We start from the raw sequence: 22,333 nt of genomic DNA, 5'->3' as shown, positions 1-22,333 counted from the left end.
CAAGGAAGCGAAACGTCAAGTGCGAGTAGCGCAGTCCTGGCTGACGGAAATCCTGCAGCGCACCACTCCCGGGTGGTCGGTGACGCCGGAGGAGCTCGACGCCGGATTCGTCCGGGTCGGCCTGGAGGTCGAGGAGGTCGATCGGCTGCAGCGGGTGGGCGGTGAGATCGAGCATCCGCTGGTGGTCGGGCGGGTCGCCGAGATCACCGAGCTGACCGAGTTCAAGAAGCCGATCCGCTTCTGCAAGGTCGAGATCGGTCAGCCCGAGTTGCAGGAGATCGTCTGCGGCGCACGCAATTTCGCCGTCGGCGATCTGGTGGTCGTGGTGCTGCCGGGCGGTGAGCTGCCCGGCGGTTTCAAGATCGCCTCGCGCAAGACGTACGGGCACACCTCGAACGGCATGATCTGCTCGGTCGCCGAACTCGCGATCGGCAAGGACCACAACGGGATTCTGGTGCTCGAGCCCGGCACCGCCGAACCCGGTGCGGACGCCAATGAGCTGCTCGGACTCGATGACACCGTCATCGAACTCGCCATCACCCCGGACCGCGGTTACGCCTTCTCCGCGCGCGGTCTGGCGCGTGAGCTGGCCTGCGGTTTCGATCTGGAATTCCAGGATCCGGCCGTGCGCCTGCTGCCCGACTCCGATGCCGAGGCGTGGCCGGTGCGCATCGATTCGGAATCGCAGTGCACGCGTTTCGCGGTGCGCCGCGTGACCGGTGTCGATCCGACGGCGGTGAGCCCGTGGTGGTTGCAGCGCCGGCTGCTGCTCTCGGGCGTGCGCCCGATCTCCCCGGCGGTGGACGTCACCAACTACGTCATGCTCGAACTGGGTCAGCCGCTGCACGCGTTCGACGCCGCCAAGGTGTCGGGCGGACTCGTGGTGCGGCGCGCCAACAAGGGCGAGACGCTGCGCACCCTCGATGAGGTCGAGCGCACCCTCGATGCCGAAGATGTTGTGATCGCCGATGATTCGGGTGTCATCTCGCTCGCGGGCATCATGGGCGGTGCGAGCACCGAGGTCGGCGACGAGTCGACGGATATCATTCTCGAGGCCGCCACCTGGAATCCGATCGCCGTGGCGCGCACCGCGCGCCGCCATAAGCTCGGCTCCGAGGCCAGTCGCCGGTTCGAGCGGGTCGTCGATCCCGAGGTGAATCTGGCCGCGCTGGATCGCGCCGCCACGCTGCTCGCCGAAATCGCCGGTGGCACGGTCGAATCCGTGCTGACCGATGTGCGCGTGCCGGTTCCGGCCGCCGCGCCCATCACGATGGATATCGACCTGGCCGATCGTATCGCCGGTGTGCAGTACGCGCCGGGCACCTCCACCCGCCGCCTGCAGCAGGTCGGCTGTGTGGTCGAGGTCGGCGTCAGCGACGCCGGGCACGGTCAGCTCATCGTCACCCCGCCGACCTGGCGGCCCGATCTCACCCAGCCCGCCGATCTGGTGGAGGAGGTGCTGCGCCTGGAAGGTCTGGACAAGATCCCGTCGGTGCTGCCGTCCGCGCCCGCCGGTCGCGGTCTGACCGCCGAGCAGAAGCGCCGCCGCGCGATCAGCAAGGCGCTCGCGTTCGAGGGTTGCGTCGAGGTGCCGACGCCGGTCTTCATGGCCCGCGACGTCTTCGACGTCTGGGGTCTGGACGCCGACGATCCGCGCCGCGACACCATGCGCGTGCTCAACCCGCTCGACGCGGACCGCCCGGAGCTGGCTTCCACGCTGCTGCCCGGTCTGCTGGAAGTGGCCGCCCGCAATATCTCTCGCGGTGAACGCGATCTCGCCATCTACGGCATCGCCCAGGTGGTGCGCCGCACCCCGGACACCGGCCCGGTCGGCCCGCTGCCGGTGGATCGCCGTCCCACCGAGGACGAGATCAACGTCCTGCTGCGCTCGCTGCCGTCGCAGCCGGTGCATGTGGCCGCCGTGCTGACCGGTAAGCGCGAACCGCGCGGCCCGCACGGTGCGGGTCGTCCGGTCGAGGCCGCCGATGCCTTCGCCCTGGTCGACGTGGTCGCCGAAACCACCGGCCTGGTCATCGAACGCCGCGCCACGGCCTACCTGCCCTGGCATCCCGGCCGCTGCGCCGAACTCCTGGTGGACGGCACCGTCGTCGGCCACGCGGGCGAACTGCACCCCGCCGTCCTGGAACGTTCCGGCCTCCCGCCGCGCACCTGCGCCGTGGTCATCAACCTGGACGCCCTCCCGCTCCGCGAAAACCGCCCCGCCCCAGTGGTTTCCGCGTTCCCCGCGGTCCTCCAGGACGTCTCGGTCAGCGTCGACAAGGCCGTCCCGGCGGCCTCGGTCGAGTCGGCCCTCCGCTCCGGCGCAGGCGCCCTCCTCGAAAAGATCTCCCTCTTCGACGTCTACGAAGGCACCCAAGCAGGCGAGGGCCGCAAATCCCTCACCTACGCCCTCCGCTTCCGCGCCCCCGACCGCACCCTCACCGAAGATGAGGCCAGCGCGGCCCGCGACTCGGCAGTCGCGGCCGCAGCCGACGCGGTGGGAGCGGTACTGCGCGGCTGACGTTCCAGTCTGATCAGACACGAAACCCCGGCAACTGCGACAGCGCGTTGCCGGGGTTTCGTGCCTGACGGAGCGAATTGGATCAGGTGCGGTAGGAAGGGTGTATGCGGCATCCGGCGGAGACGATTCTCAATGTGCTGACCTATGTTCCGGGGGATCGGCGGATCTATGCGACGCCCGAGCAGTTCGGGGTGGGGTTCGAGGATCTGTTGTTGCGGACTGCGGATGGGGAGGCGGTTAACGCGTGGTTTGTGCGGGCGGTGGGGGAACCGTTGGGGCACATACTTTTCGCGCATGGGAATGGCGGGAATATCGGGGATCGGTCGCCGGTGCTGGCATTGCTGGCGGCGGCCGGGTTCGATGTGCTGGTGTTCGATTATCGGGGGTACGGGCGCAGCTCCGGGCGGCCTTCCGAGCGGGGGACGTATCTGGATGCGCGGGCCGCTCGGGAGGCGTTGCTGGCCCAGGACGGTGTTGATCCGGAAAGGGTTGTGTACCTGGGGAAATCGCTCGGCGGGGGAGTGATGATGGAATTGGTGACCGCGTATCCGCCCGCCGCGCTGGTACTCATGTCGACGTTCACCGGATTGCGGGATGCGGCGGGAGCGGTGTATCCGTATCTGCCGAAGGTGTTCGTGCCCAACGCTTATCCAAGTCTGAAGCGGATTCGGGGGCTGACGTGTCCGGTGCTGATCATGCACGGGGATCACGATGAATTACTGCCGGTGCGGATGGGGCGCGAACTGTTCGCGGCGGCTCCGGAGCCCAAGGAATTGGTGATCTATCCGGGCGGTGCGCACAATGACATCGTGTTGAAACCGGGGTGGGCGAACACCGTGGCGGAATGGGTGGCGAAAGTCCTGCCGACCCGATAGTGCTTACTTGCGAGTGATATTGAGCAGGAATTCGGCATTGCTGCCGGTGCGCCGCAGACCATCGAGCATGAGGTCCAGGGCTTTCTGATCGTCGAGTTCGGCCAGGGTGCGGCGGAGTTTGCTCACCGCCGCATGCTCGGCGGGCGTGTGCAGCAGATCATCGCGCCGGGTGCTGGACTTGGCGATATCGACGGCCGGGAACACATGCCGGCTCGCGAGGGTGCGATCCAGTTTGAGTTCGGCATTGCCGGTGCCCTTGTACTCCTCGAAGATGACGGTGTCGGCCAGCGAACCGGTCTCCACCAGTGCGGTGGCGATAATCGTGAGCGAACCGCCGTGCTCGATATTGCGCGCCGAGCCGAGGAACTTCTTGGGTGGCAGCAATGCGGTGGAATCCACACCGCCGGAAAGGATTCGGCCCGATGCGGGTCCGGAGGTGTTGTACGCCCGAGCCAATCGGGTGAGCGAATCCAGCAGCACCACCACATCGCGGCCCTGCTCCACCAGGCGCTGTGCGCGTTCGATGGCGAGTTCCGCGAGCGCGGTCTGTTCGGCGGGGGAGTGATCGAAGGTGGCGGCGATGACCTCGCCGGGTACACCGCGGGTGAATTCGGTGACCTCCTCGGGTCGTTCGCCGATCAGCACCAGCATGAGGTGCGCCTCCGGATGATTGGCGGCGATCCCGTGCGCAATCGCTTGCAGCACAGAGGTTTTGCCCGCCTTGGGCGGTGCGACGATGAGCGCGCGCTGTCCTTTGCCGATCGGCATGATCAGATCGGTGACCCGGGTGGTGAGCTTGTTCGGCTCGGTTTCCAGGCGCAGGCGCTCATCGGGATGGATGGGGGTCAGGTCCGCGAAACGCGGCCGGGCCTTGGTCTCGCCGGTCGGCCGGTCATTGACCGCGTCGACCCGGACGAGCGGGGCGAGCTTGCCGCCCTTGCCATTCGGCTGCGCCAGACCGGTGATTGCATCACCGCGACGCAGTCCATGTTCGCGAATCAGGTGGTTCGGCACATGGATATCGCCCGGCCCGGGCAGGTATCCGCGGTGGCGCAGTATCGCCGTATGTCCGCTGATATCGAGGATTCCCGTTGCGGGAGAGAGTGTTTCGATGACCTCGAGACCGAGGTCGGGGTTGATGGTAGTCATGATGGTTCTCCTGAAGAAGGTGTGGTGAACCGAGTTCGGGTAAACGTCAGCGCTCGAAGAAAATTCGGAGCTCAAGCTGGATTCGAACTCGGGAGGGAAGAAATCTCGGGGGAGGGAATGCTATCGACCTGCATCCTCGAGATTGCGACGCCACCACCGTACGCCCGGTTCCGATTCGGCGCAAGGGCCGGATTCGGAACAGGCTCGCCACCGGGGCGAATGCTCAGGCAGTGTGCCCGGTAATGATCGGCAGCAGATAGCCGCGCGCGAAATCCTCGAGCTGCGAATCGGTTTCGAGGTCCAGCGCCGCGTGCGGCAGCAGGATGAGCGAATGCACCACCCGGCAGGCGACTTCCGCGCGTGCGGTGAGATCACTTGCGGGAGCGAGCATTTCACGTTCGACGGCGCGTTGGAGAGCGGCCGCGGTGGCGGCCACCGCCATGGTGAAGATATCCGCGCCGTGCACGCTGAGCTTCATGACGACCCGTTCGGGTTCGAGTGTCAGCATGCTTTGGGCCACCGGATGCGCGCGCCAGAGTTTCAGCACCGTCGTGAACATATCGGTTATCAGGTCGCCGATATTCCCGTGCCGTTCGGGGATGAGCGCGAGCTCGGCCAGTACGAGGGCGACTTCGCGGCTGAAGACCGCGGTCACCAGATCATCGCGGGAGCCGATCCGGCGGTAGACGGTGACCCGATCCACCCCGGCCTCGCGCGCCACGTCCTCGATGGTCGTCTTCTTGACCCCGACGCGCTGGAACTGGAGCAGGGCCGCATCGAGAATCCTGGTGTTGTCATCGGCCGTGACCCGGCCGGCCTGGGGTTTCGATGCGGTTGGCACGTCCACCACGCTAGCAAAGCGCACTTCCGTTGCAACATTCGCCCGGATTTTGTTGCGTGCAACATTGCAAAGCAATTTGTTGCACTGTACTTTCGGATCATGGTTGCACAGGACGGCGCAAAGACGCGCCAGTACCTCGCCGAAGCACACGCCATCGCCGCGCGCGATGTCCGGTTCGACTTCGAATCCGTTCCGCTGCACTACATTCCGGGTGAGGTGCTGGCCACGCACATCGTCAATGTGATGCATCTGGTGCTCCCCGAGGGGGAGCGCGCCATGGCCGCGACGCTTGCCGAGGCCCTGCCGTACATCGATGATGAGCGCCTGCGCGAGGAGGTGACGGGCTTCGTCGGGCAGGAGGCCATGCACGCCAGCAGTCATGAGGGCGCGCGCAACCATCTGCGCGCCATCGGGCTCGACGTCGACTCGTATGTGCGCGCCATCAGCTGGCTGGTGGATCGCATCCTCGGTGATCACGGACTCACCGGCCGGGCGCGCGAGGAATGGCTCAAGGAACGGCTCGGCCTGTTCGCGGGCATGGAGCACTACACCGCCGTACTCGGCGAATGGCTGCTAGAGGCCGATGTGCTGGAGACCAAGGGCATGCATCCCGCCATGCTGGATCTGGTGCGCTGGCACGGTGCCGAGGAGGTGGAGCATCGCAGCGTCGTCTACGACGCCTACATGCACGTGGACGGCGGCTACGCCCGCAAGGCCCGCACCGCCCTGCTCGCCAGCGCCACCCTGCTTCCCCTGTTCATCATCTCCACCGGCTACCTCTACCGCCAGGATCCGAGCCCGGACAAGGGCCGCTTCTGGGGCCTGCAATTCATCAACGCCACCCGCCGCGGCGTAATCCCCAGCTGGACAGTCTTTTTCAAGGAGATCCCGCGCTACCTGCGCCCCGGCTTCCATCCCTCCCAACTGGGCCCCATGGACACCGCCCTGCGCTACCTCGCCCATTCCCCCGCCGCCCGGGCAGCCAACGGATGACCGCGCCGGTGATATCGGGCAGCAACGTCCCCTCGTCATCCCGGCAGGCTTTTGGCCGGGATCCACACGGTCCGGCGGCGCTGCGCTTGCTCGGCAATGTCATGGACGCGTACCTGAAGGTCTTCGTCAGCGGTCCGGCCGCACCGCTGCTGTCGCGGCCGAATCCACTGCGGCGCAGCGGTTTCGATATCGATGTGGTGGTCGGTGCGCGCACCCGTGAGGCGGATGACGTGGTGAGCCTGACCCTGCGCCGCCCGGGCGGCGGTGCGCTGCCCGCGTGGCGTCCGGGCGCACATGTGGATGTGTTCCTGCCCTCGGGTCGGCAGCGGCAGTATTCGCTGTGCGGGGATCCGGCGGATCGCGACCGGTATCGAATCGCTGTCCGGAGGATTCCGGATGGCAGCGCCTCGGCGGAGGTGCACGATGAGCTGTGGGTCGGTGATCGGCTCCGAATTCGCGGTCCACGCAATGCTTTCACCCTGGTGGACGCACCCTCCTACCTGTTCCTCGCCGGTGGCATCGGCATCACCCCGATCCTGCCCATGGCGCGGGCGGCGGGTGCGCGCGGGCAGCTGATCTACACCGGTCGATCGCGTGCGACCATGCCGTTCCTGACGGAAATCGGCTCGGCGCGAGTACTTCCCGATGACGAGTGCGGTGTGCCCGACGTGGCGGAAATACTCGCCACCGCCGAACCCGGTGCGGCCGTGTACGTATGCGGCCCGCCACCGATGCTGGCCGCCGCACAACGCTGTCTGTTCGAACTGAATCCCACCGGTTCGCTGCATACCGAACGCTTCTCGGCGCAACCGGTGGTGGACGGCCGGGAGTTCGGCATCACCCTGGCCCGCACCGGAACCACGCTGCGGGTGGGTGCGCAGGAGACCGCCTTGGCCGCCGTGCGCCGCACCCTGCCCGATATCGCCTACTCGTGCCAGCAGGGCTTCTGCGGTTCCTGCGAGGTGGGCGTCCTGGCCGGGGCGGTCGACCATCGCGATCGGCTGCTCACTGAATCCGCACGGGCGCAACGCATGCTGCTCTGTGTCTCGCGCGCGGCGGGCGATCAGCTCGTGCTCGACCTGTGATCTGGAAGGGAAGTCGGTACATGACCACAGCGGTCGAACACACGCCCATCGCCATTGTCGGCGCGGGCTTCGGCGGGATCGGTTTGGCGATCAAGTTGCGGGAGGCCGGATTCGAGGATCTGGTCATCCTGGAGCGCGCGGACGATCTGGGCGGCACCTGGCAGGCCAATACCTATCCCGGCTGCGCCTGCGATGTCCCCTCGCACCTGTACAGCTATTCGTTCGCGCCGAATCCCAACTGGTCCAGGATGTATGGGCGGCAGAGCGAGATTCTCGAGTACTTGCGCGTAGTGGCGGTCGAGCATGACGTGCTCCGGCATATGCGTTTCGGTGTCGAACTCCTCGACGCCCGCTGGGACGACGCGGAATCGCGGTGGCGGATCGAGACGAGCGCGGGCCCGCTCACCGCGGATTTCCTGATCTCGGCGACCGGAGTCTTCGCCGAAGCCAAGTATCCGGAACTGCCGGGCCTGGATACGTTCGAGGGCAAGGCATTCCACTCCCTGCACTGGGATCACGACCATGATCTGACCGGTCAGCGGGTCGCGGTCATCGGTACCGGGGCGTCGGCCGTGCAGTTCGTTCCCGAGATTCAGCCGCTGGTGGAGAAACTGCTGCTGTTCCAGCGTTCGGCCCCGTGGATCGTGCCGCGCATGGACCGCGTCACCTCGGGCGTGGAACGCTATCTCCTGGATCGGATTCCGCTCGCACAGCGCCTGATTCGCGGCGGCTTCTATTCGGCCATCGAGGCTTTCGGACTCATCTCGCTGGTAGACAAGCGATTCCGGCACCCGTACGAGGCGCTGGCCCGCTGGCAACTCCAGCGCCAGGTCCGCGATCCGGAGCTGCGCGCGAAACTGCTGCCCGACTACGTGATCGGCTGTAAGCGCGCCATCTTCTCCGACGCCTATCTGCCCGCCCTCGATCAGCCCAATACCGAGGTGGTGACCGAGGCCATCGCCGAGGTGCGCCCGCATTCGATCGTGCTGCGCGACGGCACCGAGCATCCGGTGGACACCATCGTGTTCGGCACCGGATTCACCTCCATCCCAACGGCTTACGATCGCTACATCGGCATCCACGGCCGCAGTATGGCCCAGCTCTACGACAAGGAGCCGCAGAGCTATCTCGGCGTCGCGGTATCGGGATTCCCGAACTTCTTCTGCACGCTCGGCCCGTTCGGCGCGGCCGGGAATCAGTCCGCGATCTTCATGATCGAATCCCAGATCACCTATATCGTGGACGCCCTGATCACTTTGCGCGACAGGAGAGCTCGCCGGGTGCAGGTGCGCCCGCGCGCACAGCAGGCCTTCCTGGCCGAAATGGCCTACCGCAGTACCGGCACCGTCTGGCTCACCGGAGGATGCCAGAGTTACTACACCACCGCGGACGGACGCAATGCCGGGCTCTATCCCAACTGGAGCTTCGAATACCGCCGTCGCACCGCGAAATTCGACAGCGCGAACTATGAGGTGACCCGATGATGCCACTGCTCAGCCTGCTCTCGCCGAAGCGGCCGGGTCATCGGGTCGCCGGGCAGACCGTGCTCATCACCGGTGCCGGACAGGGCATCGGCCATGAACTCGCGGTGCTGTTGCACGAGCGTGGTGCCCGGGTGGCGCTGGTCGATATCGACGGGCATGCCGTCGCTGCCATCGCGCATCGGCTGGGTGATCGCGCTCTGGCCGTCACCGCCGATGTCGCCGATCGAGAAGCCATGCGCCAGGCCGTGATTCGCACCGTCGAACATTTCGGCGGCGTGGATGTGGTGGTGGCCAACGCGGGCGTGGTGCCGCGACCGGCGACGCTGCGCATCATGGACGGCGCGGATTTCGATCGCGTCATCGGCATCAATCTGACCGGTGTGTTCAATACCGTGCGCCCGGCACTGGACGAGATCGTCAGTGCCCGTGGGCATGTGGTGGTGGTGTCCTCGTGCGCGGCGTTCGCGCCGGGGATGGCGGGTGCGCCGTACATGATCAGCAAGGCGGGCGTTGAGCAGTTCGGCCGCGCGCTGCGGGTGGAGCTCGCCCCGTTCGGGGCCACCGCCGGGATCGCGTATTTCGGCATCGTGGACACCGATATGACGCGGGCCACGCTGGATCGCGATGAGCTCGGCCGTGATCTGGACGATCTGCTGCCGTGGCCGCTCAATGTGCGGATCTCCGCCGCCCGGGCCGCGGAGGTGATCGCGGACGGTATCGAGAAGCGGGCGGCCCGCACCATCGCGCCGTACGGCTGGGAGCCGTACGCGCTGCTGCGCGGCCTGGTGAATGTGGTGCTGGACCGCGCTTTGGCGGCCGATCCGCGCGTTCATGATCTGGTGCGCCGGGCGGAACAGCGCCGGGTGCGCCTGTAGATACGGTTCCGGGCGCATCGGGAATCCGGACTCACCGGACGAACCCGCAGGCAAGCCGCATTTCGGGCATGTCGCCCGCGGCCGTGCGTAGCCTGGTCATCATGAGCGATGCCCAGGATTTCGGATCGGAATTGGCGGGGCTGTCGGACGCCGAATTGGCGGCCGTGGTGGAACGGGCCACCGAAGGCCGGGCCGGATTGGCCGCCCTGCACGCGGTGGCCGCGTCGGTGGCGGCAACCGTCGGTCATGCACCCGCGGTCATCGATGTGACTCCGGACACGGAGGATGAATCCGAGCTGCCGCCGATACCGCTGCCGGATACATTCGGGCAGGTGGAGGGCGGTCCGGTGGTCACCGGAGTGCCGGTACCTCCGGCGGGTATCCCGGTGGCCCCGGGCATCGGCGGATATACGAACACCGGCGTCCCTACTTTCGAGTCAGTTCGCGATAAGGTCGAGCAGCGCTACGGCACCGCACAGGGGATGGGCGAGCTCGATCGGCAGACACCAGTGGGTCGTAGCGTCGAGGAACAGTGGGACGCGCGGGAGAAAGCCGCGCGGGAACGCCTGGAACAGATTCGAAAATCGGTGCACGGCAACGATTCCGACTGAACTCGGCGGTCCCTTCTTGACGATGGGTGGAATCTGTGACCGAGCCGCGCGAAATCGCCGAACGGCTGCTCGACCTGCAAGTGGACTTCCTGCTCGCCGAGGTGAGCGGTGACCGCTTCACCGAGGTGATCGGCCGCGATGTGGAAGCGGTGATCGGCGTCGCCGACACCATCATCTTCCGCGATGTGGTGGAGATCGATCAGGCCAAGCAGACCGTGGCCAATATCATCAATCTGATCGGCGGCAGCCCGGTGCTGGGGGAGATGGTCGGCACGCTGGCCAATTCGCTCTACACCGATATCGCCAGCAATAACGACTACACCCTCGGCGATGTGGTCGAGCGCGAGCCGGTGGAACAACTGCTGGAGAAGATCTTCGGCATGCACCAGGCGCAGGAGCGCATTCTGGAGCGCCTCACCGAGAGCCCGCTGGTCGCGACCGTGGCCTCCAAGTTCGTCGACAAGCTGATCGACGATTTCATGGAGAGCAATCGTCAGATGGCGAACAAGATCCCGGGCGTGGGCTCGCTGGTCTCGTTCGGCACCTCCGCCGCCAAGCAGGCCCGCAAGGCCGCCGAGAAGGCCACCGGTGACGGCACCTTCCTCGGCGAAATGGCGGGCAAGGGTGCGCAATTCGCGCTCAAGCGCACCAATAACGCCATTCGCGAGATGCTGCGCGATGCCCCCGTGCACGACGCGGCCATGGAGTTCTGGGATCTGCACGCGGGCGAACCGGTCAGCGGATTGCGCGACTACCTTTCGCAAAAGGATCTGCACGAGCTCGCGCTGATCATCTACCGCATCGCGCTCACCACCCGCGAGAAGGAGTACTTCGGAGTCCTGGTCGATCAGGGCGTCGAGGTCTTCTTCGAGAAGTACGGCGATCACACCCTCGCGGCGCTGCTGCCGGAACTGGGTCTGTCCGGTGAGGATATCGCCGGCGAGATCCTGCGCTACGGTCCGGCCGTGGTCGAGGCCGCCAAGCGAAATGGCGTGCTGGCCAAAGTGGTTCGCGAACGCCTGGAACCATTCTTCCTCTCCGATGAGGTCATCGCCGTGCTGGCGGAGGCCACCAAGTAACGAGAACGCTGGAGGCGCAATGAAACTACCGATCACCGGTGAGCGCCTCACAGTCATGTCACCCGGCCCCTACGTCATCGTGCTGGCCGCCGGTGTCTACGAGATCCACATCGAGGGTGAGTTGGTGGTGCACCGCGCCGTCGGCTCACCCTCGCACAGTCTGGCGGGAGAGGCCCGCCCGGAAGATCTGGCCACCGTGGTGGAGGGCGAAATCGTCGCCGCCGCTGTCGAATCCACCGGCGAACTCCGCATCGACCTCGACACCGGCCACCGCATAGTCGTCGAACCCGACCGCTACTTCGAGGCCTGGCACGTCACCGACCCGGGCCGCTACCTCGTCGCCTGCATGCCCGGCGGCGAACTGGCCATCTGGTCCCAGGACGCCTGAAACCCATGCACGACGGCCGGTGCCGATCCGGCCCGTCGTGCCGAATTCCCGTGCGGCACGTGGCGTGGGCTCATCGTCGGCAGCGATGGGTCCGCGGTCATGCCGTCCCCTCCGGGTATTCGTGGCGCCGAACAGCGTTGGACGGCTCTGAGAGCATCGCGGGTGAGCGGGGGGAAGATCAAGCAATCGCCCTGTCCCAAATTGTCCCACCCTGCTGATTTGCATGGATTCGCGGCGGCGCATGGACCCGGTGCGTGCCGGCCGATAATTCGCTATCCTCCTGCGGCGCAGCCTGTTAGCGTTGTTCTCACCAACGACGAAAGGAATGGCGATGAACGGCTGCACGACTTCCGAACGCTATTCCTATGAGTCGTCCGAGCGCTGAACAGCGCTCCGGCTCGGTCGTAATCACACTATTTCGGGGGCGAGGAGCCTGGTGGCTCAGCCTGTCTGTAAAACAGGTGCGCGAGCATGGCAGGTTCGATCCCTGCCGCCCCCACCGCATTTCGCTCCGGCGAGATCGCGGCGCAGTTGCTCTGCTGGTAACGGGCACCCTGACTTTCACTCAGGACTTCGTCGGTTCGATTCCGATCTGCGTCACGGCAACCATCAGGGAAAGCAATGCGGACCGGCGTCCGCCACCGCCTTGAAAGCGGCAGGTCCTCCGGGAGGGGGATGGGGTTCGACACCTCTGCTTTCCGCAATCCCCTTGTGCACCAGTCTTGTTCGCGCTGGATATCAGCTTTCGGCGCGGCGGGTCAGGACGGCGATGGGGAAGCGGCGGGTGCTCAGGGCGGCGTAGGTGTGGAAGTCCGGATATCCGGCTTTCAGTGTGCGCCAGTGCTTTTCGTATTCGGCGTCATCGATGACGATGTGCACGTCCACCGGCCAGGTGTCGGGGCCGACCTGAACGCGAGCGGTGGGCTGGGCGGCGAGATTGTGCCACCAGTTCGGGGTGCCGGGATGGCCGCCGTTGGAGCCGCAGACCAGCAGATCGTCGCCATCGCGAATGAGCATGAGCATGACGGGGCGGGGCTCGCCGGATTTGCGGCCGGTGACAATGAGCTGGAAGACCGGTTTGCCCTGCAACATATTGCCGCGGGTACCGCCGGAGCGGGTGTAGGTGCGGCTGTTCAGGCGTGCGAAGGCACGCGCGGCGAAGCCCAGGTAGATGCTGGAGTAGTGGTTGAAGCGGCCGCTCAGGGTGAGGTTGCCGGTTTCGGAGCTGTTGCCTGCCATCTGTTTTCCCATGATCGGCCCGTTGTATCGCGGCTCACTGTACATGCTGTCCAGTGAGTGGGCGGGGGTGCGGGCGTTCAGTTCACGCAGGGGATGCTGCCGCCGATGGTGGTGGTCACCGGCTTGCCGTTGTTGGGGGTGTCCGCGGTGGTGGTGGCGACGGCCGATTTCGAGGTGGTGGCCGTGGTGGTGGTGCTCGCGGCCGCCGGATCGAGCGTCTCCGGAATCTCGAAATCGGTGCCGAGCACCAGCTTTATATGCCCGGCGCTGACATTCGAGGACGCGGCCGGGGTGACATTGCCGCCGAGCATATCGGCCAGCGCCTGGGCATCGGTGTCCGCGCCGGTGCCGAAGTAGAGCATGGTGGAGGTGCCGTCGGCATAGGTGGCGTTGCTGACATCGCCGACCGGGAATCCCTTGCCGCCCAAGGACTTCGACACCTTGGCCGCCATGCCGGAAGTGCCGGTCGCATTGACCACGTCCAGGGTGGAGGTGGGTGTGATCTTCGGTGCGGCGGCCACGGTCGGTTGTTCGATGCCGAACGCGGCGCGCACTTCCTTCTTGATGGCGGCCGGATCGATGATGTTCACATCCTGGCCGTCGACATTGTCGTAGCGCAGCACCGGCAGCGTCCGGAATTCCACCGCGGGGGATTTCGCACGCCCCAGGGTGGTGATGAAGTCGCTCAGATCCCAGCCGTCCGAGAGCACCACATCGCGGTGTGCCGCGTCCATCAGCGCCCGGAGCTTGCTGATATTGGTGAGCGTGCCGGAATCCTTGATCTGTTTGGCCACCGAGGTCAGGAACGCCTGCTGGCGATGCGTGCGATCGAGATCGCCGTTCTCCAGCCCGTGCCGCTGCCGTACGAAGGACAGTGCGTTGGCGGCGTCGAGATGCTGTGGCCCGGCGGGGAATACGGCTCCGGAGTAGTAGCTGTCGTCGACCGCGTGATTGAGGCATACGTCGACGCCGCCGAGCGCGTCGGCCAGATCGTAGAACCCGACGAGCGATATCTCGGCGAAGCGGTTGATCGGCACCCCGGTGAGCGTCTTCACCGCCTGCACGATCGACGCGCGCCCGGCTTCGCGGCCCTGGCGCTCGATATCGACCTTATCGGTGACGCCCTGTGCCTTGAGCTTCTCCTCGGCGTAGAACTTCTTGAGCCCGTACGCCTCTTTGATCTTGATGTGGTCGTAGCCGGGAATTCCGACCGCCTGCACATAGTCGTCACGCGGGATGGAGAATGCGACGATCTTCTTGAGATCTTTCGGAATATGCACCAGGATAAGCGAATTGGCGTTGTATCCGCCCTCGGTGCCATCACCGGCGTGCAGCTGATCGAGGATGTTCTTGGGGAGATCGTTGCCGTTCAGATCCTTGCGGGTATCGAGTCCGATGAGCAGCATATTGATATCGCCGTCGAGGGACTGATCCTCCTTCGGAATGACCTGGCTGTGCTCGAAGCCGTTATTGAGGCTGGTCTCGCCGTACCAGCCGATCCCGGTGACACCGACGACGCCGACGGCGAACAGCGACATGAGTCCGCGCCCGGCGTATCGCATGCGATGCGACTCCGTCGGTGCGGAGCGGCGATGCGAGGTCGGCCCGGCACGCCGGGCACGGCGCGGCTCGGGCGTGGGCGTCTGCGCGGCTCCGTGCGTCCCGCCGGAGCGGTAGACGGGCAGCTGCTCGGTGTCGTCGTCGTACATGGCTATGTCGAGTCTGCCGGAGCCCTACCGACTTGTCACAATGAAGGGCCCCGGCCTCAGCCTGGTCTCAGCTTTCGACGATGGCGATGCCGTCGATCTCGACCAGCATCTCCGCACGCGGCAGGCCGGTGAAGACGGTGGTTCGGCTCGGCAGCACCCCGCCCGAGGTGTGCTTGGTAACGAATTCGCCATAGGCGTCGTTCATGATCGGGAAGTCTTCGCGCTTGGTCAGATACACGCGCAGCATGACCACATCGTCGAAGCTCGCACCGCTGGCCTCGACGATCGCCTTGACGTTCTCGAGGGTGCGGGTGGTCTGGGCGGCCACGTCCCCCGGGTACAGGTATTCGTTGGTGACGGGATCCACCGGACCCTGTCCGGAGACCTGGACGAACGGACCCTTGCGGACACCCTGGGAGAAGGTGTGCGCGGGGGCGGGGGCCTTATCGGTGCGGACGGCGATCTTCTCGGTCATCTGCGGCCTTTCATTTCTCGGGGGTGGGACTCCAGCCCAATTCGGTGGAGACGGCATCGGCGGCGGCGCGCACCTGCGGCAGCATGGCGAGCACCTGATCGTGATCGAGCAGCATGTCCGGCACCGACATGGACAGCGCGGCGACGACCGCGCCGGTGCCATTGCGAATCGGTACGGCCACGCAGTTGATGAAGCTCTCGTGTTCCTCGTGGTCCTCGGCATAACCCTGGGACGCAACGAGTTCCAATTCGGCGAGGTACTGCTCGGGCGTGCGGATGGTGCGGTCGGTGAACGCCTTGTATTCCAGGCCCTCGGCGATACCGCGCCATTGTTCGTGCGGCAGAGCGGAAACCAGCACCTTGCCGACCGCGGTGCAGTGCAGCGCGGCGGGACGCCCGATGCGCGAATACATTCGGACGCTGTGCGTGGCATCGAGTTTGTCGATGTAGACGGCCTCGCCGGATTCATAGGTGGCCAGGTGCACGGTCTGCCCGGTGGCGGCATTGAGCGCGCTCAGATGCGGTCGCGCGGCGGTGCGCACATCGCGCCCCTCCAGTGAGCGGTTGGCGAGTTCGAAGAGCTTGGAGCCCAGCCGATATCGATGCTCCGCGTCATGGGTGACGAAGCGTTCGCCCTCCATGGTCTGCAGCAGCCGCAGCACCGTGGATTTGTGCACCCCGAGCCGGGTGGCCAACTGGTCCAATGATTTCGGCTCCTCACCGAGTTCGCCGAGGATGGTGAGGGCACGCAGCAGACTCTGGCTCATGAGCCCACATTCTCGGGGATGGGCTGTGCCGGGCTGTAATTCAATTCCGCCCATTCGGAAGCGCTGACGGCCGACTGCGATTCGAGGGTGTGCGCCGGCGGCAGTTCGGCGACATCGCCGGTGCCGGTGAGCGCGGCCGCCGCGCACAGGTGCCCGAAGCGCAGCAGCTGTTCGTGCGGGCGGCCCTGGAGCAGTGCGGCGAGATAGCCGCCCGCGAAGGCGTCACCCGCGCCGATGCGTTCGGTGACGCGCAGGCGCAGGGCGGGCACTTCCAGGCGCTCGTCGCCGATGTATCCGGTCACCGAATGTTTATCGTTCTTGACGATCAGATGCCGCGGTTCGGGGAAGAGCTTGCGCAGCCGGTCGGCCTCACCCATGCCGAATACCTCGAGCGCTTCGTCCGCGCCCAGGAAGACCACATCGCTGCCGCGAATATGCCGGGCCAGGATATCGGCGGCGGATTCCTCGCGCCGTTCCCACAGGGCCGGGCGGAAATTGAGATCGAAGCTGATCAGGCGTGATCCGCGCGGCTGCGCGAGCAGGGCTTCGGTGCAGGCGGTGGCCGAGGGCGACAGCGCCGGGGTGATGCCCGTGAAATGCACCAGTTCGGCGTCGTTCAGCAGCCGCGCGGCAACGGTCAGATCGTGCGGTGCGAGCGCGCTGGCGGCGGAACCGGTGCGGTAGTACAGCATTCGGCTCGACCCGGCGGGCAGATCGTCCTGTCGCGCGGAGCCGCTGCCGCGTTCCTTCACGTACAGGCCGGTGGGCCGGGCCGGATCGATGGTGACGGCGGAGGTTTCCACACCGCGTTCGCCCAGATGTCGCAGCAGATAGCGGCCGAAACCGTCATCGCCGACCCGGGAGATCCAGGCGGTCGGCACGCCGAGCTGTGCGAGCACCGTGGCGGCATTGGCCTCCGCGCCGCCCGCGCCGCGCGCGAAGGTGTGCGAATCCTCCAGCGGTCCGGGTTGCGCGATGAGCACGGCGAGTCCCTCACCGATGGTGACCGCGCGGGGGGTCGCCTGGATCACACCAATCTCCTTCGAATGGTTGCGGCTTTCGGCCTTCGTGTGCAGAATAACCACGGAGAACACAATACGCAACAAGCGTTGCAGATTATGCAATAGCTTTCGGCTATAATCCGGCCGAAGGGAAATCGGAAGGAGCGTCGTGGCTCTCGACAACGATGTCGTCGCAGCACTGCATGACCGCGAGCTGAGCGCGCAGCACAAATCGCTGCCGCCCGCCGCGTGGGGACTGACGGTGCGCGAATATCTGGCCACGGCACCGTATTTGGACCAATTGCAGACCCCGGTGCTCACCGTGGATCGCTCCGCGGTCGACTCCAATCTCGCCGTCATGGCGGAATGGGCCGCGGCCGCGGGGGTTCGGCTCGCACCGCACGGTAAGACCACCATGTCGCCGCAGCTGTGGGGCGAACAGCTCGGGACCGGATCCTGGGGCATCACGCTGGCCACCGGCTGGCAGTCGCAGGTGGGCCGGTCCTTCGGGCTGGACCGCATCCTGCTCGCGAATGCCTTGGTCGATCCGGTCGGATTGCGCTGGGTGGCAGAAGAATTGGCGCGCGATCCCGAATTCGAGTTCTACAGCTGGGCCGATGGCGTCGATACCGTCCGGGCGATGGAGCGGGGTCTGGAATCGGCTCCCGCCGGTGTGCGGCTCTCGGTGCTGGTCGAACTCGGTGGGCCGCACGGCCGTACGGGTGCCCGCACGCTGACCGAGGCGCACGAGGTGGCCGAGGCCATTCACACTTCCGATCGCCTGATCCTGGCCGGTGTCGGCGGCTACGAGGGCGCGCTGGCGCACGACCGCACCCCCGAAGGTCTTGCGGCCGTTCGGCATTACCTCGACGAGCTGGGCGTCCTGCACAAGGAGCTGGCGGCACAGGGGTATTACGAGGACCGTGCCCTCATCACCGCCGGTGGCAGCGCCTATCCGGACCTGGTGGTGGAACGTCTCGCCGGTCTCGCGGATGAACAAGGCGCGCACGGTATTCCGACCACCGTGGTACTGCGCTCGGGCGCGTACGTCATCCACGATGACGGCTTCTACTCCGGCATTTCGCCTTTGACCGCGGGCGGTGCGTCGCTGACCGGCGATGCCCGTCCACTGCGTTCGGCCATGCACGGCTGGGCGCGCAGCGTCTCCCGTCCGGAACCGGGACTGGCGCTGCTCGATGCGGGCAAGCGCGATCTGCCGTTCGATGAGGGGCTGCCGGTCCCGCAGATGATTGCGGGACCGGCAGGCAAACCGCTGCCGGAGGGCGCGACCGTGAGCGCGCTCAACGATCAGCACACCTTCCTGCGACTGCCCGGCGACGATGCCGAGGCGGTTCCGGTGGGTGCGGTTGTCCGGCTGGGCCTTTCGCACCCGTGCACGGCCTTCGACAAATGGCGGCTCATCCCGGTGATCGATGACGCCGAGGCCGAACGCCCGCGCATCGTCGACTTCCTGCACACCTTCTTCTGAGCGGAACGTCATGGCCGAGTTATTGATTCGCGATATCGAGATCTTCGACGGCACCGGCGCCGACCGGTATCGGGGCGATGTGCTGGTGAACGGCGGGCGGATCGCCGCGATCGCCGCGCCCGGCACGCTGACCGAGGCCGACCGGATCATCGACGAGGGTGAGAACCTCGCGCTGGCACCGGGTTTCATCGATATGCACGCGCATTCGGATCTGCATCTGCTCACCGAGCCCGGGCATTTCCCCAAGCTCAGCCAGGGCATCACCACCGAGGTGATCGGGCAGGACGGACTGTCCTACGCGCCGATCGACGATGCCGCGCTGGCGATCGTGCGCCGTCAGATCGCGGGCTGGAACGGCAATCCCGCCGATCTGGATTTCTCCTGGCGCACCGTCGCCGAATACCTGGACCGGCTGGATTCCTCGGGCATCACGCCCAATGCCGCCTACCTGGTGCCGCAGGGCACCTTGCGCCTGATGGTGGTCGGCAGCGAGAAGCGCGATGCCACTCCCGCGGAGATCGAGCGGATGCGCGCGCTGCTCGCCCAGGCCCTCGACGAGGGCGCGGTCGGCATGTCCAGCGGCCTCACCTATACGCCCGGAATGTACGCCGACACTTCGGAACTCGCGGCGCTGTGCGAGGTGGTGGCCGCGGCCGGTGGCTTCTACGCACCGCACATCCGTTCCTACGGCGCGGGCGCGCTGGAGGCGTACGCGGAGATGATCGAACTGTCCCGCCGCACCGGCTGTGCCCTGCATCTGACCCACGCCACCATGAATTTCGGCGTGAATCGCGGGCGCGCACCGGAATTCCTCGCCATGGTCGACGCGGCGCTGGCGGACGGCTGCGATATCAGCCTGGACACCTACCCGTATCTGCCCGGCTCCACGACGCTTTCGGCGCTGCTGCCGAGCTGGGCCATGTCCGGCGGACCCGATGCCGCGCTGGAACGGATCGCCGATCTGCCGACCCGGTTGCGAATCGTGGCCGATGTCAATGTGAACGGCTCGGACGGCTGTCACGGCGTCACCGTGGAATGGGAGACCATTCAGATCAGCGGCGTCGCCAATCGCGAACTGGATCGCTATGTCGGGCGCACCGTCAGCGAGATCGCCGCCGAGCGCGATATGCCGCCGGTCGAGGTGTTCTTCGATCTGCTGACCCGGGATCAGCTGGCCACCACCATTCTTCAGCACGTCGGGCATGAGGAGAATGTGCGCGCCATCATGCGGCATCCCCGGCATATGGGCGGCAGTGACGCCCTGCTGGTGGGGGAGCGGCCGCATCCCCGCGCCTGGGGCACCTTCCCGCGCTACCTGGGCCACTATGCGCGCGAACTCGGCGTGCTCGGGCTCGAGGATTGCGTACACCATCTGACCGGCCGTCCCGCACAACGACTTCGGCTGCCGGACCGCGGGTTGATTCGCGAGGGCTACGCCGCCGATCTCGTGCTCTTCGATCCCGCGACCGTGGCCGACACCGCCACTTTCGAGAACCCCAAACAGCAGGCGCGCGGTATCCCGTACGTGCTCGTCAACGGCGAATTCGCCTTGGACGCGGGCAAACCCACCGGTGTACGGGCCGGTCGCGCCCTGCGCATGAATTCCGTTCGGAAGGAGACCCGTTGACCTCCGCCATGGATGTCATTCGCGCCGATCGTGTGCTCACCGTGGTGCGCGCACCCGAGATTCCCGATCCGGCCGCACTGGCCCAGGCCCTGGCCGGATCCGGAATACGGGCCGTGGAACTGACTTTCACCACCCCCGGGGTGCTGGACGCGCTGCGCAAGGCGGCCGAGTCCGGCCACGGGGTGATGGGCGCGGGCACGGTCATGACCGGTGATCAGGCCGCCGCCGCCATCGACAGCGGTGCGCAATTCCTGGTTACCCCCGGCATTCGGGAAGAGGTGGCCGAGGTCGCCACGCGTCGCGGAATTCCCATTGTCATGGGCGCTTTGACGCCCACCGAGGTGATGCGCGCCATGGATCTGGGCGCGGCCGCGGTGAAGATCTTCCCCGCCAAGGCTTTCGGGCCGGGCTATTTCAAGGACCTGCGGGGCCCGTTCCCCGAGGCGCAGCTGATCCCCTCCGGCGGGGTCAATGCGGGTAATGCGGCCGACTTCCTCGCCCAGGGCGCGGTAGCGGTCACCGCCGGAACCGATGTCGTCGCACCCGCGGATGTCGCGGCCGGCCACTGGGCCGAAATCGCCGCGCGCGCGGCATCGTTCGTTCGATCTCTGACCTGAGAGGTACACCATGGGCGCCACAGTCGACTGGCTGCGCACCACCACACCAGGACTGCTGGTGCTCTGCGGACTCGCCATCGCGGTCCTGCTGTTCGCGATCATTCGCGTCAAACTGGAGCCGTTCATCGCGCTGCTGCTCGTGAGCCTGGGCCTGGCCCTGGCGGCGGGGCTGCCGGTGGCCAAGCTGGTGGGCTCACCGCTCAAAGCCGGTGACTCACTGCTGGAAACGGGTTTCGGCGGGATCCTCGGCCATATCGCGGTCATCATCGGCCTCGGCACGGTGCTCGGGGCGATCCTGGAGCGATCCGGGGGCGCGGATGTGCTCACCGATCGACTGCTGCGGATCTTCGGCGATAAGGGCGCGCCCGTCGCAATGGGCCTGCTGGGCTTGATCTTCGGTATTCCGCTGTTCTTCGATATCGGCATCTTCGTACTCGCGCCGCTGGTGTACGTGGCGGCCAAGCGCGGCGGCGGTTCACTGGTGCGGTACGTGCTGCCGCTGGTCGCGGGTCTGTCCATGACGCACGCGTTCCTGCCGCCGCATCCGGGGCCGGTGGCCCTGGGCGGGCTGATGGGCGTGAGCCTGGGCTGGCTGATCCTGGTCGGATTCATCTGCGGTATCCCGGGATTCATCGCCGCGGGCATCGTGTGGGGCAGCTGGATCGGTAAGCGCGTCATGGTCGAGGTGCCGGAGGAATTCCTGGTCGCCGAGGCGAACAAGGAAGCGGCGCAGGCGGATCAGGGTGCGGTCAAGACGCTCGCGGGCAAGAGCGACGGGCCCGGCACCACCACCGCCGCGGCCGTTCAAGCTCCGCCCTCGGTGGCGCTGATCGGCGGCATCATCGCGATTCCGCTGATCCTGATTCTCGGCGCGACCTTCGGCAGTCAGTTGCTGATCGCGAATTCACAACCGCTGCAGGTGCTCACCTTCCTCGGCACGCCCGCCGTGGCGCTGCTCATCGCCGTGCTCATCGCGTTCTACGTGCTGGGTCTGCGCCGCGGGCAGACCGTACAGGAGCTCAGCACCCTGACCTCGGAATCGTTGCGCCCGGTGGGCATGCTGCTGCTGGTCGTCGGTGCGGGCGCGTTCTTCGGAAAGGTCATCTCCGCCACCGGAATCGGTTCGGCGCTGGCCGAAACCATGTCCGCCGCAGGGCTTCCGGTGATCGTGCTGGCGTACATCATCAGCTGTGGACTGCGTATCGCGCAGGGTTCGGCGACCGTTGCCATCGTCACCACCGGCGGTATCGTCGCGCCGCTGGTGGTCGATCACGGGTATTCGCAATTCGCGCTGGCCCTGATCGCCATGTCCATCGCGGCCGGGTCGATCGTGCTGAGCCATGTCAACGACGGCGGGTTCTGGATCATCTCCAAGTACTTCAATATGACGGTGAAGCAGACATTGCAGACCTGGACGGTGCTGGAGACCATCCTGTCGGTGGTCAGTTTCGCGGTCGCCGCGGTGCTGTTCGCCCTGTTCACATAGCGTTCGAACGGTAGCGGGGGCAG

The 22,333-nt window shown here is 66.3% G+C and carries 20 protein-coding genes and 2 tRNA genes; 15 read left to right on the top strand and 7 right to left on the bottom strand.

The window, feature by feature from the left end:
* Positions 1–19 precede the first annotated feature (19 nt).
* Both pheT and ACFC4D_RS18845 read left to right on the top strand, forming a co-directional pair.
* On the top strand, positions 20–2,521 hold the full coding sequence (gene pheT, locus ACFC4D_RS18850; RefSeq protein WP_375967915.1) for a phenylalanine--tRNA ligase subunit beta: 2,502 nt from the start codon (positions 20–22) through the stop codon (positions 2,519–2,521).
* 104 nt (positions 2,522–2,625) lie between these two features.
* Entirely contained in the window at positions 2,626–3,396 is a 771-nt protein-coding gene (locus tag ACFC4D_RS18845) for an alpha/beta hydrolase (RefSeq protein WP_376064988.1), read from the top strand.
* A 3-nt stretch (positions 3,397–3,399) separates the two neighbouring features.
* On the opposite strand, the gene rho is transcribed toward ACFC4D_RS18845, so the two are convergent.
* Together rho and ACFC4D_RS18835 are read right to left on the bottom strand one after the other, a co-directional pair.
* Positions 3,400–4,545, bottom strand: coding sequence for a transcription termination factor Rho (gene rho / locus ACFC4D_RS18840; RefSeq protein ID WP_376064985.1), 1,146 nt, complete (start codon positions 4,543–4,545; stop codon positions 3,400–3,402).
* A 223-nt stretch (positions 4,546–4,768) separates the two neighbouring features.
* Complete coding sequence (locus ACFC4D_RS18835) at positions 4,769–5,386, bottom strand: TetR/AcrR family transcriptional regulator (protein ID WP_376064982.1); 618 nt, start codon at positions 5,384–5,386, stop codon at positions 4,769–4,771.
* Positions 5,387–5,485: 99 nt separating this feature from the next.
* Here ACFC4D_RS18835 and ACFC4D_RS18830 point away from each other — a divergent pair, with 99 nt between their 5' ends.
* From ACFC4D_RS18830 to ACFC4D_RS18790, 9 genes are all read left to right on the top strand, one after another.
* Positions 5,486–6,379: a metal-dependent hydrolase gene (locus tag ACFC4D_RS18830; protein ID WP_364643158.1), complete on the top strand. Its 894-nt coding sequence runs from the start codon at positions 5,486–5,488 to the stop codon at positions 6,377–6,379.
* 101 nt (positions 6,380–6,480) lie between these two features.
* Positions 6,481–7,464: a PDR/VanB family oxidoreductase gene (locus ACFC4D_RS18825; RefSeq protein ID WP_376065535.1), complete on the top strand. Its 984-nt coding sequence runs from the start codon at positions 6,481–6,483 to the stop codon at positions 7,462–7,464.
* Between the two features lie 20 nt (positions 7,465–7,484).
* The gene (locus tag ACFC4D_RS18820; RefSeq protein WP_376064979.1) at positions 7,485–8,948 is read left to right on the top strand and encodes a flavin-containing monooxygenase; all 1,464 of its coding nucleotides are present in this window, start codon (positions 7,485–7,487) and stop codon (positions 8,946–8,948) included.
* Positions 8,948–9,823, top strand: coding sequence for an SDR family oxidoreductase (locus ACFC4D_RS18815; protein WP_376065534.1), 876 nt, complete (start codon positions 8,948–8,950; stop codon positions 9,821–9,823). Before ACFC4D_RS18820 ends, ACFC4D_RS18815 begins: the two co-directional genes overlap by 1 nt.
* Positions 9,824–9,924: 101 nt before the next feature.
* Positions 9,925–10,434, top strand: a complete 510-nt coding sequence (locus ACFC4D_RS18810) for a PspA/IM30 family protein (RefSeq protein WP_376064976.1) — start codon at positions 9,925–9,927, stop codon at positions 10,432–10,434.
* A 35-nt stretch (positions 10,435–10,469) separates the two neighbouring features.
* A complete protein-coding gene (locus ACFC4D_RS18805; RefSeq protein ID WP_376064974.1) occupies positions 10,470–11,513 on the top strand; it encodes a hypothetical protein in 1,044 nt (347 codons plus the stop codon).
* A 19-nt stretch (positions 11,514–11,532) separates the two neighbouring features.
* On the top strand, positions 11,533–11,901 hold the full coding sequence (locus tag ACFC4D_RS18800) for a DUF6188 family protein (protein ID WP_364643148.1): 369 nt from the start codon (positions 11,533–11,535) through the stop codon (positions 11,899–11,901).
* A gap of 420 nt (positions 11,902–12,321) precedes the next feature.
* A tRNA-OTHER gene (locus ACFC4D_RS18795) sits at positions 12,322–12,400 on the top strand.
* Between the two features lie 25 nt (positions 12,401–12,425).
* A tRNA-Glu gene (locus ACFC4D_RS18790) sits at positions 12,426–12,501 on the top strand.
* 138 nt (positions 12,502–12,639) lie between these two features.
* On the opposite strand, the gene ACFC4D_RS18785 is transcribed toward ACFC4D_RS18790, so the two are convergent.
* From ACFC4D_RS18785 to ACFC4D_RS18765, 5 genes are all read right to left on the bottom strand, one after another.
* Positions 12,640–13,140 carry a nitroreductase/quinone reductase family protein gene (locus ACFC4D_RS18785; RefSeq protein ID WP_376064971.1) on the bottom strand — a complete coding sequence of 167 codons (501 nt, stop codon included), beginning with the start codon at positions 13,138–13,140 and terminating at the stop codon, positions 12,640–12,642.
* Positions 13,141–13,217: 77 nt separating this feature from the next.
* Positions 13,218–14,702 (bottom strand): LCP family protein, encoded by a 1,485-nt coding sequence (locus ACFC4D_RS18780; protein WP_376065532.1) that lies wholly within the window; start codon positions 14,700–14,702, stop codon positions 13,218–13,220.
* A gap of 214 nt (positions 14,703–14,916) precedes the next feature.
* A complete protein-coding gene (locus tag ACFC4D_RS18775; protein ID WP_375967897.1) occupies positions 14,917–15,324 on the bottom strand; it encodes a RidA family protein in 408 nt (135 codons plus the stop codon).
* 10 nt (positions 15,325–15,334) lie between these two features.
* A complete protein-coding gene (locus ACFC4D_RS18770) occupies positions 15,335–16,090 on the bottom strand; it encodes an IclR family transcriptional regulator (RefSeq protein WP_364643142.1) in 756 nt (251 codons plus the stop codon).
* Positions 16,087–17,121, bottom strand: a complete 1,035-nt coding sequence (locus ACFC4D_RS18765; protein ID WP_376064968.1) for a sugar kinase — start codon at positions 17,119–17,121, stop codon at positions 16,087–16,089. The genes ACFC4D_RS18770 and ACFC4D_RS18765 overlap by 4 nt, the downstream gene beginning before the upstream one ends.
* 139 nt (positions 17,122–17,260) lie before the next feature.
* Here ACFC4D_RS18765 and ACFC4D_RS18760 point away from each other — a divergent pair, with 139 nt between their 5' ends.
* Genes ACFC4D_RS18760 through ACFC4D_RS18745 form a run of 4 tightly spaced genes read left to right on the top strand, consistent with a single transcriptional unit; the run spans position 17,261 to position 22,310 of the window.
* Positions 17,261–18,580, top strand: a complete 1,320-nt coding sequence (locus ACFC4D_RS18760; RefSeq protein WP_376064966.1) for an amino acid deaminase — start codon at positions 17,261–17,263, stop codon at positions 18,578–18,580.
* 10 nt (positions 18,581–18,590) lie between these two features.
* Complete coding sequence (locus ACFC4D_RS18755; protein WP_376064964.1) at positions 18,591–20,207, top strand: amidohydrolase family protein; 1,617 nt, start codon at positions 18,591–18,593, stop codon at positions 20,205–20,207.
* 8 nt (positions 20,208–20,215) lie between these two features.
* On the top strand, positions 20,216–20,824 hold the full coding sequence (locus tag ACFC4D_RS18750) for a bifunctional 4-hydroxy-2-oxoglutarate aldolase/2-dehydro-3-deoxy-phosphogluconate aldolase (RefSeq protein WP_376065531.1): 609 nt from the start codon (positions 20,216–20,218) through the stop codon (positions 20,822–20,824).
* 10 nt (positions 20,825–20,834) lie between these two features.
* Complete coding sequence (locus tag ACFC4D_RS18745; protein ID WP_376064961.1) at positions 20,835–22,310, top strand: GntP family permease; 1,476 nt, start codon at positions 20,835–20,837, stop codon at positions 22,308–22,310.
* Positions 22,311–22,333: the final 23 nt, after the last annotated feature.

It is taken from the genome of Nocardia sp. NPDC056000, from assembly GCF_042269265.1.
Classification (GTDB): Bacteria; Actinomycetota; Actinomycetes; order Mycobacteriales; family Mycobacteriaceae; genus Nocardia.
Note: the sequence above shows the minus strand (reverse complement) of the source record. Positions and strands in the feature narration are given on the sequence as shown.

Bases quoted from the DNA above. Each gene is read 5' to 3' on its own strand.
- ACFC4D_RS18810 (WP_376064976.1), top strand. From the start codon at position 9,925: ATGAGCGATGCCCAGGATTTCGGATCGGAATTGGCGGGGCTGTCGGAC.
- ACFC4D_RS18830 (WP_364643158.1), top strand. From the start codon at position 5,486: ATGGTTGCACAGGACGGCGCAAAGACGCGCCAGTACCTCGCCGAAGCA.
- ACFC4D_RS18770 (WP_364643142.1), bottom strand. From the start codon at position 16,090: ATGAGCCAGAGTCTGCTGCGTGCCCTCACCATCCTCGGCGAACTCGGT.
- ACFC4D_RS18750 (WP_376065531.1), top strand. From the start codon at position 20,216: ATGGATGTCATTCGCGCCGATCGTGTGCTCACCGTGGTGCGCGCACCC.
- ACFC4D_RS18745 (WP_376064961.1), top strand. From the start codon at position 20,835: ATGGGCGCCACAGTCGACTGGCTGCGCACCACCACACCAGGACTGCTG.
- ACFC4D_RS18825 (WP_376065535.1), top strand. From the start codon at position 6,481: ATGGACGCGTACCTGAAGGTCTTCGTCAGCGGTCCGGCCGCACCGCTG.
- ACFC4D_RS18780 (WP_376065532.1), bottom strand. From the start codon at position 14,702: ATGCGATACGCCGGGCGCGGACTCATGTCGCTGTTCGCCGTCGGCGTC.
- ACFC4D_RS18785 (WP_376064971.1), bottom strand. From the start codon at position 13,140: ATGGCAGGCAACAGCTCCGAAACCGGCAACCTCACCCTGAGCGGCCGC.
- rho (WP_376064985.1), bottom strand. From the start codon at position 4,545: ATGACTACCATCAACCCCGACCTCGGTCTCGAGGTCATCGAAACACTC.
- ACFC4D_RS18775 (WP_375967897.1), bottom strand. From the start codon at position 15,324: ATGACCGAGAAGATCGCCGTCCGCACCGATAAGGCCCCCGCCCCCGCG.
- ACFC4D_RS18820 (WP_376064979.1), top strand. From the start codon at position 7,485: ATGACCACAGCGGTCGAACACACGCCCATCGCCATTGTCGGCGCGGGC.
- ACFC4D_RS18845 (WP_376064988.1), top strand. From the start codon at position 2,626: ATGCGGCATCCGGCGGAGACGATTCTCAATGTGCTGACCTATGTTCCG.
- ACFC4D_RS18815 (WP_376065534.1), top strand. From the start codon at position 8,948: ATGCCACTGCTCAGCCTGCTCTCGCCGAAGCGGCCGGGTCATCGGGTC.
- ACFC4D_RS18755 (WP_376064964.1), top strand. From the start codon at position 18,591: ATGGCCGAGTTATTGATTCGCGATATCGAGATCTTCGACGGCACCGGC.
- ACFC4D_RS18800 (WP_364643148.1), top strand. From the start codon at position 11,533: ATGAAACTACCGATCACCGGTGAGCGCCTCACAGTCATGTCACCCGGC.